Source organism: Campylobacter porcelli (genome assembly GCF_002139855.1).
Classification (GTDB): domain Bacteria; phylum Campylobacterota; class Campylobacteria; order Campylobacterales; family Campylobacteraceae; genus Campylobacter; species Campylobacter porcelli.
Genome location: NZ_CP018789.1, coordinates 1,376,873 through 1,395,396 on the forward strand (window position 1 = coordinate 1,376,873; position 18,524 = coordinate 1,395,396).

Below are 18,524 nucleotides of genomic sequence, written 5' to 3' on the forward strand. Positions count from 1 at the left end.
CCAAATACTACTTAAATTTGATCCTTGATTATCTAACATTATTATATCGCATAGAATATTAAATTTGTTTATATTGTGGGGGGGGGTATTTTGATATTTTTTTAGTTAAATTTTGGAATTTTTAGGCTGTTTTATAAAAATAAGATTAAATTTAACTTATTTTAAGGAAATTCGATAGATTTATATTGAGTTGGAATTTAAAAAATTTTAGATGATTTAGCTATGATATTAAAATGTAATATTTATATAATTAAATTTAATTTATCTAATATTTCTAAGCGTGAATTTATATTAATAAGAAAGTCAAGCAATATTTTAAAATGAATTATTTTCCATACCGGTAAAAAGATAAAAATTATTAGGAGATAAACTCCTAATAAAAGTGATCTAGCAAATCTTTGAAATTTAACGCATAAAAGTGGATTAGGCTATAAATCCACTTGCCAATACTCTTTGATTATCATCATAAAAGACTGCCAATTGACCGCTTGCGACGGCTCCAGCATTATCTTTTAGCTCCACAGTTGCAACGCCATTGCTCTCATGGACTACACATGGTATCGGCTTAGATCTATATCTGATTTTGACTAATGCGTCAAAATCGTTTTGTTGCGTAAAATTATTAAAATTGCGAGTTTTAAAGCTATAGCACTCTAAATCATCTTTTTTACCTACTATAATCTCATTAGCACTAGCATTGATGGCTGTTACATAGTGTGGATCGTGTGCTCCTGTGATTTTAAAGCCCTTTCGTTTGCCAATCGTATAGTGCATATAGCCCTCATGCGTACCGATGGCTTCGCCATTTGCATTGCGCACTATACCTGGTAAATTGGTATTATAATGCTGTTTTAATACATCTATATAGGTGGTTTCAACAAAGCATATTTCACTACTCTCTTTTTGCGTAGCTAGTGATGATATTTGCGGTATTTGAGCAGCGGCGGCTTTTATATCAACTTTAAATTTATCCCCAAGAGGAAATATTATATAAGATAGAATTTTTGGATCTAAATTGGCTAAAAAATAGCTTTGATCTTTACTCTCATCGGCTGCTGATTTTATCAAGCCATTATCGATTCTAGCGTAGTGCCCAGTAGCGATCTTATCGCAGCCAAGACTCTTAGCAAACTCCCAAAGGGCTCCAAATTTAATAAGCCTATTACAATGAGCACAAGGATTTGGGGTGATTCCATCTTTATATGAATTTACAAATAGATCATAAACCTCTTTTTTAAATGTATCTTGCAGATCAAGCACATGGGTATCAATACCTAAAAACTCGCCTACCTTTTTTACATTTTCAATATTTTTTTTATGATAATCCTCTCTGCCATGTAACATCATATAGCAACCTACTACACTATAGCCTTGATCTTGTAGAAATTTCGCACTCATTGAACTATCTACTCCACCGCTTAATGCCATTAGAACTTTCACGATTATCCTTTTATCAATATTTTTAGCAAATTATACAAGATAATTATTAACACAATAGAATAAAATGAAAAATTCTTTTATAGTATATTAAAATAGTATACTATAAAATTTAGTGTAAATTTTATAGTATACCTTGCTAAGTATATATAATGATTTTAGTGAATTTTTAAAAGAGTGATTTAGGATCATCTCTTGCGTTAAAAGCAAGAGATCTACTGATTTAAAGCCAGCTTGGTTTTTCTGTATTTAATATGCCATCACCATCGCTAAATTGCTCTAGGCTACTAGCTTTACATTGGATACAGATATATTTTAAATCGCTATTAGAACTTGCTTTAAAGCATCTTTTACCATCTGGATCTATACGCAAAATATCACCAGCGCTAACTTCAAACTCCTCGCCATCTATATACAAAACTCCACTCCCTTCAATCACCACATAAACTTCTTCATTTTGCTTATGAGAATGGACAAAAGGCACACTCTCTCCAGCTTTTAAGTGGTTTATGGATACTTCACAGCCTGTTAAGCTTAACTCATCGTGAAACTCGCTTCTAGGAGCGTTTTGCGATGAGATCATCTTATAATTTTTACCTATTTTTGTCATTTTTAATCCTTTTAAATTCAAATATTTCAAGCCAAATTCATGGCACTGCCTTTGCTATTAAGTATCTAAAAAGTTTAGAATATCGTCTATACTATCTAATAATTTATAAAAATCGCTATTAGCCTCTATCAATCCACCATCTAGCAACTGCTTAAAAAATTCAAAAAGTGGCGACCAAAATTGACTATCTACAAATATAATTTTATATCTTTTTACCCTAGCTTGTGCTAAGGTCATCACCTCAAAAACCTCATCTAAAGTCCCAAATCCACCAGGTAAAACAATAAAAGCAAAGCTATCTTTGATTAGAGCATTTTTACGCTCACTTAGGCTAGTTAGAGTTAATGATTTGGTGCAATATGGATTTAGCCGTTGTTCATTAGGCAAAATCACATTTATCCCTATACTTTCCCCTTTAGCTTCAAATGCCCCTTTATTTGCCGCTTCCATAATACCGCCACCACCGCCAGTGATAATGCCATAACCAGCCTTTGATAGAGTAGTGGCGATCTCATATGATTTTTTATAATAATCACTATCACTGCTAATTCTAGATGAGCCAAAAATTGTTATATATTTCATCAATTATCCTCAATTTACCCTTTTACACCAAAGCAACTCCCCATCATCAAGAGTAGTTCTATGTATAATTTTTAATTTTAAATTTAAACTCAAACTACTACCAATTTTAAACTCATTTGAGCGATATATCAAAATCCAATCTATCCTAAAATCCAAATTTTTTAAGAAATTCTCCCCACCTTCAACCATTACAAATCTTTGCTTAAAAGCAAATTCTAATGAATTTGAGATATAAACCTCCCTGTTTGGCACATTAAAAAGCGGAATTTGACTATCAAATTTATCTTTAGATGAGTATATTAAGATATTTGGAGATTTATCACTAGCTAATCTAGCATCTAAAATCGGTCTGTCTGTGCGAACTGTATTACCACCAACAACCATAAGATCAACTAAAGAGCGAATTTGATGAGTATGAGTGCGGCTGGCTAAATTTGATATTACTCCACCAGTTGCTACCGCGTTTTGCGTTAAGGCGATTTTAAAAAATGTAAAATTCTCACTTTGCCACCTAAGAAATGGCTCAAGTAGCTCATCGCACTCCTTAGCGCAAACTCCATAAACTACCTCCAAGCCATTATCCGATAAGAGCTTAGCTCCGCCCTTAGCATGCTCGCCAAAATCCCTTGAGCCAATCACAACCCGTTTTGCCCCTACAGCAAGGAGTAAATTAGCACAAGCTGGGGTCTTGCCTTGATGAGCGCAAGGCTCTAGCGTAACATAATAAGTAGAATTGCGAAGTAAATTTTGATGATTTTGAATGATTAGGCTATATAGCTCATTTGGATCTTTTGTAGTATCAAAAAGCGATTTTAGCCTATAATCTTTAGCCACTAAGGCCTCTTTAGTCGCATTTAGCTCAGCGTGAGCCTCCCCTGCTTTTTGATGAGCGCAAATAGATAAAATCTTGCCATTCTCATCTAAAATCACAGCCCCAACAGCTGGATTAGGATAGGTTAAAAGCTGATAATTCCACGCTTTATCAATAGCTAAGGATAGATAAAACTCATCACTCATGGCTACCACTGGATAAAAGTTTTGGCTTTTTTAATATCATTAAAATTTAAACTCAAGCTCCTTTCATCGCTACTAAGTGCTATATCATCGCCATTTACGCTAGTTATTTTACCAATAATTTGACTTTTATCATTTAAAGTTATCTTTGCCATCTCGCCAATGCTTTTAGCAAAGTGATCTATTTTACTAAGTTTTCTCTCAAGCCCTGGGCTAGAAACTTCTAAAACCCAATCCCAACTAACTGGCGGCATAACATCATAAATAGGCGATAAAAGCTTACTAACTACTTCGCAATCATCTAAGCTTACTCCACCGCTTTTAGTTATATAAACTCTATAAATTTGACGCCCATTTTCGTTTGCTATCTCTGTATCATATAGGGATACACCACAACCTTGTAATAACTTTTCTAACTCTTCTAAATTCACTTCTTGCCCTTTTGTAACTCATCTGCAACCTTAGCAAATAAGGCATCTATATGGTTTTGGTATTTTAATCTATCATCAAATATAAAATGTAAATTTGGAGCCCTATACCAGCCCTCAACTGCCATGCAGTGATTTTGTATATGGCGACTGACTTTTTTAAGATGAGAGAGGATATAGGCCTGCTCTTTCTCATCAAAACCCATCTTATCTAAATAGACAAAGGCATCATATCTGCCCTTTTTACACTCTACATCAGTTACGCAAAGCCCCTTTAAATACTCATCTTCAAGAGTGCTTAAGGCCTCTGGGATTAACTCTTTTAATATGCTTTGAGTGCGAAGTCTTTTTAGCTCAGCTGGATTCATATCTGAGCCCTATTTTCTACTTCTTTATAGCTTTCGATATAATCTCCCTGGCGCATATCATTATAACCCTCTATTCCTACACCGCACTCATAGCCTTTAGCAACCTCTTTAGCATCATCTTTAAAGCGTTTTAGTGAGCTGATATTGCCTTCAAATACCACTACGCCATCACGAATAACACGAATTTTAGCACCTCTGCTTATAATGCCTTCAGTTACCATACAGCCAGCGATTTGACCGACTTTTGGAACATTAATAACTTGTCTAATGACTGCTTGACCTAAATCTTCTTCAGTGATAACTGGACTCATAAGACCACTTAATAGTGCTTTAACATCATCTAAAAGATTGTAGATTACATTATAGGTTTTGATCTCTACGCCTTTTTCTTTAGCTTTTTCTTTGATCTCTCCAGTTGGTCTGATATTAAATCCTAGTATAACGCAATTTTGACTAGCACTAGCTAGTGATATATCACTTTGAGTTATGCCGCCTACGCCTGAGTGTATGATATTAACCTTAATCTCATCATTTCTAAGCTTCTCAAGACTTGCTTTAATGGCCTCAAGTGAGCCTTGGACATCGGCTTTGATTATCACAGGTAGGTTTTTTAACTCCCCTTCTGCGATCTTAGCACTTAATTCATCGATTGTAACCTTTGTAGATTTGCTTAGCTCTTTTTGGCGTAGATACTCATATTTTTTCTGTGCGTATTCTCGTGCTTCTTTATCGCTTTTTACGCTAATTAGCGTCTCTCCAGCCTCAGGCACTTCGCTTAAACCTATAAGCACCCCACACTCTCCAGGCTTAATAGCCTTTAAGCTTCTACCCTTATCATCACTTAAAGCTCTTACTTTGCCATATGCCACGCCAGCTACGATAGTATCGCCTACTTTTAATGTGCCGTTTTCAACAATCACAGTAGCTACTGGACCTCGACCCTTTTGTAATGAACTCTCGATAATTGTAGCTTTGGCCTCTCTATTTGGGTTTGCTTTTAGCTCTAAAATTTCAGCCTGTAAAAGCACTATCTCAAGCAAATCCTCTATACCCATACCAGTCTTTGCTGAAACTGGGACAAACTCATGACTACCACCCCACTCTGTAGGCATAATCTCAAGCTCAGCAAGTCCAGTTTTTACTAAATCAGGATTAGCACTCTCTTTATCCATTTTATTTATAGCAATGATAATTGGCACGCCAGCAGCTTTAGCGTGAGCTATAGCCTCTTTGGTTTGTGGTTTTACACCATCATCAGCGGCAACTACGATAATAACAATATCAGTAACACTAGCACCCCTAGCACGCATAGCCGTAAATGCCTCATGCCCTGGAGTATCTATAAAGGTTATATTTTTGCCATTTTTTTCCACCATATAAGCACCAACATGCTGAGTGATGCCACCAGCTTCTTCACTTGCTACTCTGGAATTTTGGATATAATCAAGCAAACTTGTCTTACCATGATCGACATGCCCCATAATAGTAACCACAGGCGCCCTAGGCTCAAAATGCGTATCATCGCCATCTTCATAGGCTTTGACATAGTCAAATTCCCCTTGAGTATCTACGATATTAATCTCAATATCAAACTCAGCACCCAAAATCTCAATCTCATCTTCTTCTAAAAAATCATTTTTAGTAGTCATTTTACCAAGCATAAATAGCTTACTGATAATCTCGCTTGGGGATTTTTTAATCTTATCAGCAAATTCATATACCCTAATCTCTTTTGGTATATCTACGCTTGTTACGCTCTCATTTTGGCTATCTTTTACCACTTTTTTATGCTTTTTACGGCTACTTCTTTGAATTCCGCCTTCAAAATTAAATCCACTATTTTGCGATTGTTTATAGATATTTAATGGCTTTTTGGTAGTTGATTGTCTCTCTACTTCGATTGGTTTTAGAGTCAAATCAGGCAATACAACCACATTCTCATCATCAATTACAATATCATCACCAAATTCGCTAAGCCCCATTAAATCAAGCTTTGATGAGCTCTCTTTCTTGGTTGCTTGAAACTGCTTTTTATCTTTTTTCTTCTTTTTTAAGCTCTCATCGCTACTGCCAAACATAGATTCTAAAGTTTTATTATTAACTACTAAAGAGCTTGGTTTTTCATCTTTTGGTTGTGGTTGTTCATCTTTTTTCTTTTTGACAATCACTAGCCCTCTTCGTTTATTTAGACTTGAATTTGCCAAAGTCTGCTCTTTTGGCTCTGGCTCTTTAGCTTTTATCTGCGGTTTAGAGATTTTAGCTGACTCATCTTGAGCTACAGATGCTGGTGCTTCTTCTTTTACTAGTTGCTTTGGAGAGGATTTTTTAGCTGGTTTTGTCTCTGGGGTTATGCCAGATTGGACATAATCATATAGCTTTGCAGCATCTTCTGGGCTTACAGCACTTGAGACCGTAGTCACTGCAAAGCCTAGCTCTTTTGCCTTCTCTAAAATTTTTTTAGATGATGAGCCTAGCTCTTTTGCTATTTCGTGAATTCTAATCTTTGCCATTGACTATTATCTCCTTTAAATTTATACTATTTTTGCCAAATTTTGCAAGTGGTTTTTTTAGATCTTTTGGATCTTTATTAATGCAATTTATGCAAATATAAAATGATCTAGCACTGCCTAAATTTCTTACTATTTCGCCATTTAATGATCGGAATTTATAAAGCTCTTTTTGATGAAATCTACCCTTACAAACCACACACATTCTAATAGGTTTATGAAATTTTCTCACTATTATATCTTAGTTTTCTTTATTTTTAGCTTTTTATGCTAAATCCATCATTATCAATATCCAAAATTTTTACCTTAAATTTTGGAAACTCTTTTTCTAAAATTTCAGCTAAATTTTTGGCTCTATCTTGATAAGTTAAATTTAGAAAGCTTGAGCCACTCCCTGAGAGTGTGCTCATCAAGGCACCATTAGCATAGGCAATCTCTCTAACCCTAAAAAGCTCTGGCAAAGCACTCATTCTACGCTCTTCGTGCATCATATCAATACTAGCTACACGCAAATTATCATAATCTTTTTTAATAAAACAGCTACTTAGATACGCTGCGTGGCTAAGATTGCTTACGCATTCGCTCATTGTGTAGTTTAAAGGTAATTTGCCACGACTTTGCTTGGTATTCATCGGCTCATCTGGTATCACCACCACAGCTTTTAAATTTGGATCTATATCGCACTTTTGGGTATAGACTGATGAGTTACTTACAATATTAGCAGTAAATCCACCCCAAACAGCTGGTGATATATTATCAGGGTGATTTTCATACTTTAATGCCCTATCTAAGATCACGCTACGATCTACCTTAAATCCAGCCATATGATACGCCGCAGCAATAGCACCTACAATTACCGAGCTAGAGCTACCAAGCCCCCTTGAAAATGGAATATTATTAACAAAATTAAATTTATAATTCAAATTTTTCCCATTTAATAAGGCTATTGTCTCATTAAAAATATTTACAAATGTATTATTTTTCTTTAAGGCAATCTTATCGCTTCCTTCGCCTATTATGTTAATAGAGCTGATCTTTTGCTCTGTGATACTAACTTCATTATAAAGCTTCAGTGCCAAACCCAAAGAGTCAAATCCAGGGCCTAAATTCGCACTAGTAGCAGGCGTAAATATCCTCATCATAATCTCCTAAACCGCATCTATAACATAATTTGGCAACGCATCAACAATCAAATCAAATCCATCTAAATTTGATGGTAGCTCAAGCTCACAATGCTCGATTTTCTCTAAATTTATCTTACCATCTTTAAGCACAAAGCTCATATTTTTATTGGCTCTAATTGGCTTAAAGCCATTTAAGCTAAATCCATCAATACCATAAAATTTGATATTACGAACTACGCAAAACACGCAAAGAGTAAGGTAAGCAACCTTTAATCCCATAAAGCTTCCAGGGCCATTAGCATAGATAATCCTATCAATCTCATACCTACTATCTAAATCGCTTATAATCTGCCCTAAAGCCTCACTCGCCTTATCATCGCTGATTATCTTCTCAATCAAATTTCCTTCAAAATATACACCAATAACTAATGGCGAACTAAGGCAAATTACCAATATATCAATCTTTTTTATGCAAATGCCTTTTCATACTCTTTTTGCGCCTCTTGGCTTAGAGTTACTATCTCATAATTTCTCTCATCGCTTAAGAGTGCTAAAGTTAGCTTGTGATTTAGATCATGGCTTCCAGCATACGCCTCATAATCCCCAACCATAGGCGATCCAAGCAGACTAATATCCCCAATCGCATCTAAAATTTTGTGGCGGACAAACTCATCATCAAATCTCAATCCTTCAGGATTTAAAATCTTAGCACCATCGATCACTACTGCATTATCAAGGCTACCACCAAGAGCTAATCCCATTGAATTTAGCTTTTGGACATCTTTTAAAAAGCCAAATGTCCTAGCCCTTGCAATTTGATTTATAAAATTCTCCTTGCTAAACTCAAAAGTGTAGCTTTGTAAGCCAATTACTGGATTTTCGAATTTAATCGTATAGCGAAATTTAGGATTACTCGATGGGGCAAGCTTGACATATTTATCCCCTTCTCTTACCTCCACTTCACGCTTTACGACTATTACTTTTTTATCAGCTTCAAGCTCGACTACTCCGGCCTCATCAAGCATCATACAAAAGCTAATAGCACTACCATCCATAACTGGCACTTCATTAGCATCAAGGGTGATTCTAATATTATCAATTCCATAGCTATTTATCGCACTCATTAAGTGCTCTATAGTAGATACTGTAGCTTTATCATTGCCAATTACCGTTGCCATCTGCGTATTTAGCACACTACTTGGCTCAGCCTTAAAACTCGTTGCCTTATCACTTCTATAAAAAACAACACCACTATCAGCTTCTAAAGGCTCCAAAATTAGTTTAATTGGCTCACCTTTATGAAGTCCTATACCGACCCCTTCTACTCTTTTTCCTATAGTTCTTTGTTTCACGATATTCCTTAAATTTAATTAACCTTTTATCGCTTTTTTGGCTGAATTTAATACATCATATATATTATCTTTCATCCACTTTTTATCCATCCACTCCTCAGGTCTTACCTCAATACCTTGGACTAAAACCCCAAAATGCAAGTGATCGCCTAAGGCTAGACCGGTTGTTCCGGTTTTGCCTATTATATGCTTTGGACCGATATGCTCTCCAGCTTTTACTGATGTTTCATTACAATGGCCATAAAGCGTATAAAGTCCAAATCCATGATATAAAATTATATTCTCTCCATATATTCCATTTAAATCATTAAAAGCCACAAATGCAGGGTTATTAGTAGTCATCACAGCCATAGCCGTGCTAGCTAGATCAAGCCCCATATGCCAGCTTTGGCTTACTTCTTGATTATCATAAATAAAAAATCTATGATCGCCAAAGCTCGCTACAGCAGCACCATTTCTAAGCGGATAAAATGGCTCTATATAAAAGCTATCTATCATCTCTTCAGGCACAGTAGAAGTAACCTTGCGGATAATATCCTCATTTGAGGCTCTTAGCGTTTCATTGACAAATTTAAATTTTGCTAATCTATCAAGCTGGGAGTAATTTTTTGCATATTGACTAGCTAACTCATCTATCTTGCCATCTAAAAATTTATCACTTAAAGTAATTCTTGACTCTTTATATTTGCGATCTTGTAGGTAAAATCCGATATTTGATACAGCTTTATTTCCAGCTTTATCTATAGCTACAATCCTAGCTTTAAAATTTGGATTTTGTATATCCCACGCTACAAGCGACGCCCAATATCCATCTTTTACAAATTTGGTTGGTTTAAAAATATACCCATCGCTCTCTATATATAAATTTTGTAAATTTTCATCAGTAGCCTTAAAAACTACAACGGCTGAGCCGCCTTTAGTAATCTTATATGATTGATTTATTATTTGAATTTGTGGATTTTTATTATCAATTATTAAATCCACGCTCTTTGAGGCTACATTTGCACCAAATAGACTAAAATCCCTAGCCTCAATGGTGAGCTTATAGCTTTTATCTCTTTGTAAAATCATACCCTTTGGTAGCTCTAAACTCAGCTCCAAGCTACTTTTTGGCTCATCAATTTTTTTATCTAAAATCACAATAGATGTATTAGAATCTGATATTATAGCCTTAATTGATTGTAAAGATGAGTTGTCTGATATGTTTAGATCAATTGGACTTTTTTGATTCCAGTAAATTTCATCGCTTATAGATATGGTTGGTGCTTGATTATCCATAGAATCGGAGTTAAACAGACCTATAACGCCAAATATCAATCCGATAAAAATGATAGTAAATATAAAAGTTTTAATCTTTGAGTCTCTCACGCTTTATCCTTAAATTTAAATAAACGCTTGAATTCTACCTAAAAAAATTCAATAAATGGTATTTTATAATATCTCTCTTAAGCCACTTGCGGTTTCCATCCACCCTTTTAGCTCATTCCACTTCTCATTTTTAATCATATTTTCACAAATTTCAAGCTCATTTTTAAAAGAGGTAATTGCACTCAAAAGATTATCTTTATTTTGTTTGAAAATATCGCTCCACATTTGTGGATTGGATTTTGCTATCCTTGCCATACCGCTAAAACTCCCGCCAGCTAAAAGCAAGATATTTCGCTTATCCTCCTCTTTTAAGGTTGAATTTACCAAACTATAGCTAATGACATGGGGAAGATGAGAGATTATGCCTACATGATGATCGTGGCTTTTTGAATCCATAAATACTATTTTCATTCCAGCATGGCTTAAGATCTCCACAGCTCTTTTAACATGAAATTCACTAGCATTTTTATCATCGCAAACCACGACCACAGCACCATTTAATAAGGTTTTAAAAGCTGATTTTGGCCCTGAGTTTTCAGTCCCTGCCATCGGATGAGCCGCTACAAAATTATTACGAATTTCAAGCGGACACGAGCGGAGAATCTCAGCCTTTGTAGATCCTAAATCTACAATTGTAGTGCTTGATGGTATATCTTTTAAATTTTGCATTACCTTGATAATTGCCTCAACTGGAATGGCTAAAAATATCATATCACAGCTCTTTTTCATACTCTCAAAGCTAATTATCTCATCTACTAATCCTAGATCTAAGGCGTCCTTTTCATTATCTTTATTTAGATCATAGCCACTTACTTTGGAGATTAACTTCATATCTTTTAAGGCTAGACCCAAAGAGCCACCAATAAGCCCAAGTCCAATAATACCCACATTCATAATACTTCCTTGATTTTTAGCCCAGAATTATATCAAATTTAGCCAAAAATACTACTTAATAATTCAAATGTTTATCAATTTATGATACTATTTTGGCGATAATTTTATAAATAGGTAAATTTATATGAAAAAAGCAATACTTTCAAGCTTTATTATAGCCACTTCGATAAATGCTATGCCAATCCAAAGTGTTAAATTTAATGGTCTTTTACACCTATCAGATGAGAGTGCCTCTGAGATTAGCGGACTTAAGGTTGGTAGTGAATTCAGCGATGAAATTGCCAATAGAGCTATTATAAATTTATACAAACAAGGTTATTTTCAAAATATATATATAGAAGAAAATGATGGTAATGTCGTAGTAAATTTAACAGAAAAGCCAGTAATTGCAAAAATAGATATAAATGGCGTTGTTACAAATGACCAAAAGGCAATTGAGCAGATCATTGATATTAAAAAAGGTCAAATGTATGATGAGTTTGCCCTAAACAATACTAAGATTAGAATTCGCCAATTCTATGAAGCTCGTGGGTATTTTGATACCGTAGTAACTACAGATATATCTCCAATTAATGAGAATGAAAACTCACTTCACATAACTCTAATAGTCAATCGTGGTGAGAATATTACCATTGAAAATGTCCATTTAATCGGCTCTAATGCTTTAGATTACTCAGATATAGAACCAGTAGTAGCAAATAAAAGCCGTGAATTTATGGGCTGGATGTGGGGATTAAACGATGGTAAAGCAAAAATTTATGAGCTCCCAAGTGATAGCGAAAAAATCCAAGATGAGTATTCAAAGAAGGGCTATTTAGATGCGATCGTATCGGCACCTAGCCTAAATACCCATTTTGATAATTATAAGGCTGATCTCTCATATTATATTAGCGAGGGTGAAATTTATAAAACTGGTAATATCTCAATTAATGCTCCTGAATTTTTAGAGCTTGATACTGAAAATATAATTAGCGATTTTAAGCTGCAAAAAGGGGATATTTTAAATTCATCCAAGATGAAATTAGACGCTCAAAAGCTTGAAGATTTAGTGGCAAATAAAGGTTTTGCTTATGCAAAAGTCTATCCAAGAACAAATAAAAATAGCGACTATACAGCAGATATAATCTATGAGGTGATTCCTGAAGAAAAGGTATATATAAGAGAGGTTGTAATCAGTGGAAATGACCGAACAGCAGATCGCATTATTAGGCGTGAATTATACCTAACTGAAGGAAATTTATATAATAAAACTGACTTAATGGATTCTAAAAATGCACTTAAGCGAACTGGATATTTCGAAGATGTCCAAATAATAGAAAAAAGAGTAAGCAAAGATCAAATAGATTTAGAAGTAGCAGTTAAAGAGACGAATACAGGTAGTATAGTTGGTGGTATAGGATATGGAAGTAGCGATGGGCTTTTATTAAATGCTGGAGTGAGCGACTCAAATATCTTTGGGACTGGATATAAAGGTAGCATTATGGTAGATAAGAGTGATGATACCTTAAGCGGAAATATAAATTTAACCAATCCAAGAGTTAATGACTCTTTATATAGCCTTGGTGGAGGGATATTTGCTAATGATTACAACTGGGATGAGTATGATGAGCGAAATTATGGTGCTAATATCGTAGCTGGTAGGCAAATTGGTAGATACATCAATGCATATATAAGCTATCAAATAGAGCGTAGCCAAATAGATGGACTAGATGAATTTTACAGAGATGCTGGATACAAAAATGGTATAAATATAAAAAGTGCGATAACTCCAAGCATATCATTTAATAACACAGATGATTACTATATCCCAAGAAGTGGTATAATCGCTTCAACTAGCCTAGAGTATGCTGGGCTTGGTGGAGATATGGAATTTTTTAAAAATAGAACTACATTTAACATATATCAAGGCTTGCAAGATTATATAAATATGGATCTTATCTTTAGATATAAATCTGGATTTGGATATATATTTAATGATGATAGCTCCAAGCTTCCAATCAACGAAAAGCTATTTTTAGGTGGAATTAACTCTATTAGAGGCTACGATAGCAGATCTGTTACTCCTAAGAAAAATATTTGTAATCCTAAATCAAATAGTGGCGGGATAATACCTGGTTGTAAAATCATAGAAACTGGCGGTAAAATCAGCTTTAATAACTCATTTGAGCTAAGCTTTCCTATAATCAATCGCCTTAAAATGCGTGGGGTTTTATTTTATGATTATGGTATGATAGGTCACAGCGATATAAATGAGATTAAGCGCTCTAGTGCAGGGGCTGGGATAGAGTGGATGACGCCTATTGGGCCGCTACAACTATTCTACGCTCAAGCTCTTGATGATAAACAAGGAGATGATACTAGTAGCTTTGAATTTACAATCGGTAGGAGATTTTAGTTGAATTTGGCTCTAGCCAAATTCAATCTACTCAAACGAAATAGCAAAAATCGCTGGTTTAATCAACTTTCTTATCTCATCTTTTAACATAAAGAAATTTTTTGCACCTTTTATATATAGCGTGTTAGAAAAGAAATCAAAGCTTATATTTGGACTTAAACTCAAAGCACCAGCAAGACCAAGCAAAAAGCTAAGCCACCTAAGGGTATCAATATCTGGAAGTAAATTTTCTCCCAGAGTGTTTATAGCCTTGCCTTGATACTCTATCATAGCAGCTATCAAGGCCTTTTGCTGGTGAGTGTAGCCGTAATTCAACGCATTTTTAACCAAATACCCACTATGGGCATTTTCTGAATAAAATCCAATACTTCGCCCAATATTATAAAGCTTTGAGGCTACTATAAGCTCATTTAAATAGCTCGGTTTTAGCTTATGGAGTGGGGCTAAAACCTCAAATAGAGCCTTTGCGTGCCTTGTAGTTGTGCTATTATCTCGTTTAGCAAATCTATCTTGAATACTTCTAAGACTTGGATTAAAACCTTTTGGGAAAGCTATTTTATGCTCTTGAGGCATCTTGATTAAATCTTTAGATTTTAAATTTGGACCAAGCAAATTAACTAAAAAGACACCCTCTCTAATCCCTACTCCACTTGTATAAATCGTCTTAGCTTTTAAAATTTTAGCCGCATTAGAAAATATCATCGCACCTTGTCTAATGGTATCAAAGCGATCTTTTTTAATGGCTATGCTCTTTAAATCCAGCTCTTTATCGGTAGCTATTTTACTAATTAAATTTGCGTAATCACTATACTTATAGGTAAAATTATGAACTAATCTGATTTGATGATTTTGTAGCTGCATAATTGAGCTAGATATCGCCCTTAGACTTCCACCTATAGCGATCAAATCCCTACTAGCAAAATGCGGTGGAATTTTATTAATTATATCTTGGGTAAATCTCAAAGCCCCGTCTATATCATCTTTATCAAAAAATAGCTCCTTAAGCCTTACTGTACCCACATCTAAAGATATAAGATCAACAATCCTACCATTACTAATTTTAGCAAGCTCTGTCGAGCCACCGCCAATATCAATAGTAGTAGCCTCATCAAGCGGACTAAGCAAATTCAAAGCAGCTATACCGCCATAAAATGCCTCCATATCGCCACTTATCACGCGTAGATTAAAGCCTAATTCTCTTTTTACTAAATTTATAAATGTATTTGAATTTGGTGCGTCTCTTAGGGCCGATGTGCCAGTGCATAAAATCTTGCTAACCTTATAAATATTTAAAAAATATTTAAATTCCCTAAAAGCATTTAAGACATTACTCATAGCCTCATCTTGTAAGACTCCGCCTTTTTCATATGCACCTTCCCCTAGTCTAACCTTAACCTTATACTCACGAAGTATGAAAAATCCAAGCCTACTTGTCCGCTCAAATATAGCCATTCTAGCTGAATTTGATCCCAAATCGATGACTGCAACTCTTTTTGACATTAAATCTCTTTTATTTTTTATACTTATTATTTCTAATTGGCAAGATAAATGTAGCTATAGTCCCACTTCTATCTGTGCGATTTCGAAGCTCTATATTACCACCAAGAGCCTGAGCAGCACCCTTAGCTAGAAATAGCCCTAATCCAGCACCACTGCTATTGCCATAACGCTTAAATGGCGCAAATAGATCCTTACTCTCATCAATTCCTATGCCCTCATCAATCACTTTAACTATAAATTCCCCATTAATCAGCGTAGAATTTATATCAATAGTAGCTCCTTTTGGAGAGAATTTAATAGCATTTTGGACAAAATTTTGCAATACATGTAAAAATAGAGTAGGCTGAATCATTATCCTTAAACTATGCGGTCTTAAACTCATCTTAATATTTTTATCATCGCCCTTTGCAAGAATCAAGAAGTTATTGCCAATTTCATTAATATAAGCTATCATATCAGTCATCACCGGCTGCTCAAACTGTGCACCCTCTTGCCTACCAATTTCTAAAATAGAGCTAATCATCTTATTCATCTGATTGATGGCTTCATTATTATTTTTTAGCGTTTCAATATATTTTTGAGTGTCTCTTTCTTTAATTAGCGTAACTTCATTTTTAGTTTTCATCACAGAAAGTGGCGTCTTAAGCTCATGCGCAACTCCTATAAAAAGCTCTTTTTGATACTGAACAAATGTCAAAATTCTGCCAATTAGCCTATTTACCCCATCGTCTAAAGGCTTAAATTCAATCGGCAATTCACTAGTCTCCACCTCTTGTAAAAATCTCTCATTTAACTCTCCAAGCTTTAAGCAAAAAGAGCGGAGTGGAGCAAGTAGCATTCTAGATAAAAATAGAGCATAAAATAGTATTAAGAATATCGCCGTTGCATTAATAATCAAAATATCAACCAAAATTTGCTCCACAATCAAACTATACTCGCTAGTATCTTTTGTAAGTATTAAAAGATGACTTTGATATGGATAATACAAAGTAAGATAGGTGGCATTATCATCTTTTGTAGTGATAAATTCAGCTCTAGTTAGATTGCTATCATTAGGCACAATCTCTATAAGATCAAAATTTTTATTTTTATACTCTAGACTAAAGATATCTAATCTTGCTGAAATATTTTTAGCCTCAAGTGTTAGGCTTTGAACTACATTTTCAAAAATTGTAATCTTGATATAGTGATAAAGCATTACCGAAAATATGACAATTAGCATCGTAGAAGCAGATGCTAATTGCAGAGCGAATTTAGCTCTTAAGCTTTTTTGGGAAAACAAAATCTATATCCGCGGCGTCTTACTGTTTCTATTGTCGAAATATTTAGCGGTTTATCCATTTTTTGGCGAATTTGATTTATTGCTACCTCAATTACATTTGGAGTTACAAGCTCTGGCTCCTCCCAAATAGCATCCAAAAGCTGCTCTTTACTCACAATTTGATCGCTATGTCTAGCTAGATGAGTTAATACCTCAAATGGCTTTCCTTTAAGCTCGATCTCTGTTCCTTGATATGTGATCTTTTCCTCATCTGGATCTATGGTAAGGTCGTCTATTTTAATCACATTTGTCCCGCCAAAGCGAAGTCTTGCTTCTAATCTAGCAACTAAAATATCAAAATCAAAAGGCTTTTTGATATAGTCATCAGCGCCAGCTTTAAATGCTTTGATTTCACTCTCTTTATCATCTTTTGCTGAGATGATCACCACAGATGTGCGTGGAGATTTTTGTTTAATAACATTGATTAAATCAATACCATCTCCATCTGGAAGCATAAGATCACTAAGCACAAGATCGTAATTGCGAATACCGATGAAATACTCTGCGTCATTAAAATTTTCTGAATTATCTGTTTGATAACCAAACTCCTGTAAGCCTTCAGCTATAGTTTTACCTAGCGTTGTCTCATCTTCTACTATCAAAATTCTCATTAGCTTTTCCTTAAAAGTAAAAAATTTAATGCGAAATTATAGCAAAATTTAAGCCAAAATTCAAGAAAATTTAAACAATTTTTAATAATTCTTTACTATTTTTGCTCCGACTACAGCATTTGAAATGATATTAATCTTTGAAATTTTCATATAAAATTTTTTTAAAGTAGGATAAAGGTCTTTAAATTTAGTAGAAAAATACTCAAGCGCATCTTCTACCTTATAAAATTTTTGATGGTTAAACTCTTCTTGGGTAATCTTACAAACAACTGCATAATCCACAAATTCACTAGCTTGAAATTCCATACTAACGCAGATCTTTTGTAAACTTACTCTTTCAAAATCCAAAAGACCAATTATAGTATCAAATTCAAGCTCATCAACAAAAACGCTAATCAAATAACCTTACTTTCAGCACCGCTAAGAAGACGCTTAATATTTGGCAAATGCTTATAAACCACTACAAACGCAATTATCAAAACTGGAGCATGAGTATTGATATGTGGCATATCATAATGCAATATAAATGATGAAACCACCATAGCTAGTAGGGCAAAAAGCGAGGCTAAGCTAGATATTTTAAGCACTTTACCAGTTATAAACCATACAGTAACTGCGATTATAAGCTCAACTGGTAAAAAATATGCCAAAACTCCAGCCCCAGTAGCAATCCCCTTGCCACCTTCAAACATCAAATAAGGCGAAAAGCAGTGGCCCACAACAGCCAAAACCCCCATCGCCCAAAGAGTAGAAATATCAAGATTAAATACAAATTGCCCTATTAAAATCGGCAATATCCCCTTTAGAGCATCACAAATAATAGTCAAAATAGCAAGCTTTTTAGCTAAAGTTGGGTTATCTTGCTTTATCACTCTTAAAACATTTGTCGCGCCTATGCTCTTACTACCGCTTTTTTTGATATTTACACCACCAAAAAGCAGTCCAAAAAGCAGTCCAAAAGGCACCGCCCCAATTAAATAAGCCAATAAATAGGCTATTAAATTCTCATTCAT

Annotated in this window: 19 protein-coding genes; 1 reads left to right on the forward strand and 18 read right to left on the reverse strand. The window is 34.7% G+C overall.

Features of this window, described 5'->3' with window-relative positions; translation table 11 throughout:
* Positions 1-423: 423 nt before the first annotated feature.
* From mnmA to CSUIS_RS07020, 13 genes are all read right to left on the reverse strand, one after another.
* Positions 424-1,440, reverse strand: coding sequence for a tRNA 2-thiouridine(34) synthase MnmA (gene mnmA / locus CSUIS_RS06960; RefSeq protein ID WP_086298206.1), 1,017 nt, complete (start codon positions 1,438-1,440; stop codon positions 424-426).
* 220 nt (positions 1,441-1,660) lie between these two features.
* The gene (locus CSUIS_RS06965; protein WP_086298209.1) at positions 1,661-2,047 is read right to left on the reverse strand and encodes a cupin domain-containing protein; all 387 of its coding nucleotides are present in this window, start codon (positions 2,045-2,047) and stop codon (positions 1,661-1,663) included.
* A 57-nt stretch (positions 2,048-2,104) separates the two neighbouring features.
* Entirely contained in the window at positions 2,105-2,629 is a 525-nt protein-coding gene (locus CSUIS_RS06970; protein WP_086298213.1) for an LOG family protein, read from the reverse strand.
* 9 nt (positions 2,630-2,638) lie between these two features.
* Complete coding sequence (gene ribD, locus CSUIS_RS06975; protein WP_086298215.1) at positions 2,639-3,646, reverse strand: bifunctional diaminohydroxyphosphoribosylaminopyrimidine deaminase/5-amino-6-(5-phosphoribosylamino)uracil reductase RibD; 1,008 nt, start codon at positions 3,644-3,646, stop codon at positions 2,639-2,641.
* A 2-nt stretch (positions 3,647-3,648) separates the two neighbouring features.
* On the reverse strand, positions 3,649-4,074 hold the full coding sequence (gene rimP / locus CSUIS_RS06980) for a ribosome maturation factor RimP (RefSeq protein ID WP_086298216.1): 426 nt from the start codon (positions 4,072-4,074) through the stop codon (positions 3,649-3,651).
* The gene (gene rbfA, locus CSUIS_RS06985) at positions 4,071-4,439 is read right to left on the reverse strand and encodes a 30S ribosome-binding factor RbfA (RefSeq protein WP_086237407.1); all 369 of its coding nucleotides are present in this window, start codon (positions 4,437-4,439) and stop codon (positions 4,071-4,073) included. The genes rimP and rbfA overlap by 4 nt, the downstream gene beginning before the upstream one ends.
* Positions 4,436-6,949, reverse strand: a complete 2,514-nt coding sequence (infB, locus tag CSUIS_RS06990; RefSeq protein WP_086298218.1) for a translation initiation factor IF-2 — start codon at positions 6,947-6,949, stop codon at positions 4,436-4,438. The genes rbfA and infB overlap by 4 nt, the downstream gene beginning before the upstream one ends.
* Positions 6,936-7,178 (reverse strand): YlxR family protein, encoded by a 243-nt coding sequence (locus CSUIS_RS06995; protein ID WP_201789982.1) that lies wholly within the window; start codon positions 7,176-7,178, stop codon positions 6,936-6,938. Before CSUIS_RS06995 ends, infB begins: the two co-directional genes overlap by 14 nt.
* Positions 7,179-7,203: 25 nt before the next feature.
* The gene (gene thrB / locus CSUIS_RS07000) at positions 7,204-8,085 is read right to left on the reverse strand and encodes a homoserine kinase (protein WP_086237405.1); all 882 of its coding nucleotides are present in this window, start codon (positions 8,083-8,085) and stop codon (positions 7,204-7,206) included.
* A 9-nt stretch (positions 8,086-8,094) separates the two neighbouring features.
* A complete protein-coding gene (locus CSUIS_RS07005) occupies positions 8,095-8,523 on the reverse strand; it encodes a glycoprotease (RefSeq protein ID WP_236845298.1) in 429 nt (142 codons plus the stop codon).
* A 14-nt stretch (positions 8,524-8,537) separates the two neighbouring features.
* Positions 8,538-9,422, reverse strand: a complete 885-nt coding sequence (gene lpxC, locus CSUIS_RS07010) for a UDP-3-O-acyl-N-acetylglucosamine deacetylase (RefSeq protein ID WP_086298220.1) — start codon at positions 9,420-9,422, stop codon at positions 8,538-8,540.
* Between the two features lie 18 nt (positions 9,423-9,440).
* Positions 9,441-10,790: a peptidoglycan metallopeptidase Pgp6 gene (gene pgp6 / locus CSUIS_RS07015; protein WP_236860779.1), complete on the reverse strand. Its 1,350-nt coding sequence runs from the start codon at positions 10,788-10,790 to the stop codon at positions 9,441-9,443.
* Between the two features lie 63 nt (positions 10,791-10,853).
* Positions 10,854-11,684 carry a prephenate dehydrogenase gene (locus CSUIS_RS07020; protein ID WP_086237403.1) on the reverse strand — a complete coding sequence of 277 codons (831 nt, stop codon included), beginning with the start codon at positions 11,682-11,684 and terminating at the stop codon, positions 10,854-10,856.
* A gap of 124 nt (positions 11,685-11,808) precedes the next feature.
* Between CSUIS_RS07020 and bamA the strand changes: the two genes are divergently transcribed.
* Positions 11,809-14,079: an outer membrane protein assembly factor BamA gene (bamA, locus tag CSUIS_RS07025; RefSeq protein WP_086298222.1), complete on the forward strand. Its 2,271-nt coding sequence runs from the start codon at positions 11,809-11,811 to the stop codon at positions 14,077-14,079.
* 27 nt (positions 14,080-14,106) lie between these two features.
* Here bamA and CSUIS_RS07030 read toward each other — a convergent pair whose 3' ends face one another.
* The 5 genes from CSUIS_RS07030 to plsY form a co-directional block, all read right to left on the reverse strand.
* Entirely contained in the window at positions 14,107-15,579 is a 1,473-nt protein-coding gene (locus tag CSUIS_RS07030) for a Ppx/GppA phosphatase family protein (RefSeq protein ID WP_086242475.1), read from the reverse strand.
* Between the two features lie 10 nt (positions 15,580-15,589).
* Positions 15,590-16,801 carry a sensor histidine kinase gene (locus CSUIS_RS07035; protein WP_192940177.1) on the reverse strand — a complete coding sequence of 404 codons (1,212 nt, stop codon included), beginning with the start codon at positions 16,799-16,801 and terminating at the stop codon, positions 15,590-15,592.
* A gap of 38 nt (positions 16,802-16,839) precedes the next feature.
* Positions 16,840-17,511, reverse strand: a complete 672-nt coding sequence (gene hsrA / locus CSUIS_RS07040) for a homeostatic response regulator transcription factor HsrA (protein WP_086237400.1) — start codon at positions 17,509-17,511, stop codon at positions 16,840-16,842.
* 81 nt (positions 17,512-17,592) lie between these two features.
* Positions 17,593-17,910, reverse strand: a complete 318-nt coding sequence (locus CSUIS_RS07045; RefSeq protein WP_086242474.1) for a dihydroneopterin aldolase — start codon at positions 17,908-17,910, stop codon at positions 17,593-17,595.
* On the reverse strand, positions 17,907-18,524 hold the full coding sequence (gene plsY / locus CSUIS_RS07050; RefSeq protein WP_086242473.1) for a glycerol-3-phosphate 1-O-acyltransferase PlsY: 618 nt from the start codon (positions 18,522-18,524) through the stop codon (positions 17,907-17,909). The genes CSUIS_RS07045 and plsY overlap by 4 nt, the downstream gene beginning before the upstream one ends.

Bases quoted from the DNA above. Each gene is read 5' to 3' on its own strand.
- CSUIS_RS06965 (WP_086298209.1), bottom strand. From the start codon at position 2,047: ATGACAAAAATAGGTAAAAATTATAAGATGATCTCATCGCAAAACGCT.
- CSUIS_RS06970 (WP_086298213.1), bottom strand. From the start codon at position 2,629: ATGAAATATATAACAATTTTTGGCTCATCTAGAATTAGCAGTGATAGT.
- ribD (WP_086298215.1), bottom strand. From the start codon at position 3,646: ATGAGTGATGAGTTTTATCTATCCTTAGCTATTGATAAAGCGTGGAAT.
- rbfA (WP_086237407.1), bottom strand. From the start codon at position 4,439: ATGAATCCAGCTGAGCTAAAAAGACTTCGCACTCAAAGCATATTAAAA.
- infB (WP_086298218.1), bottom strand. From the start codon at position 6,949: ATGGCAAAGATTAGAATTCACGAAATAGCAAAAGAGCTAGGCTCATCA.
- thrB (WP_086237405.1), bottom strand. From the start codon at position 8,085: ATGAGGATATTTACGCCTGCTACTAGTGCGAATTTAGGCCCTGGATTT.
- CSUIS_RS07020 (WP_086237403.1), bottom strand. From the start codon at position 11,684: ATGAATGTGGGTATTATTGGACTTGGGCTTATTGGTGGCTCTTTGGGT.
- bamA (WP_086298222.1), top strand. From the start codon at position 11,809: ATGAAAAAAGCAATACTTTCAAGCTTTATTATAGCCACTTCGATAAAT.
- CSUIS_RS07030 (WP_086242475.1), bottom strand. From the start codon at position 15,579: ATGTCAAAAAGAGTTGCAGTCATCGATTTGGGATCAAATTCAGCTAGA.
- CSUIS_RS07035 (WP_192940177.1), bottom strand. From the start codon at position 16,801: ATGCTAATTGTCATATTTTCGGTAATGCTTTATCACTATATCAAGATT.
- hsrA (WP_086237400.1), bottom strand. From the start codon at position 17,511: ATGAGAATTTTGATAGTAGAAGATGAGACAACGCTAGGTAAAACTATA.
- plsY (WP_086242473.1), bottom strand. From the start codon at position 18,524: ATGAATGAGAATTTAATAGCCTATTTATTGGCTTATTTAATTGGGGCG.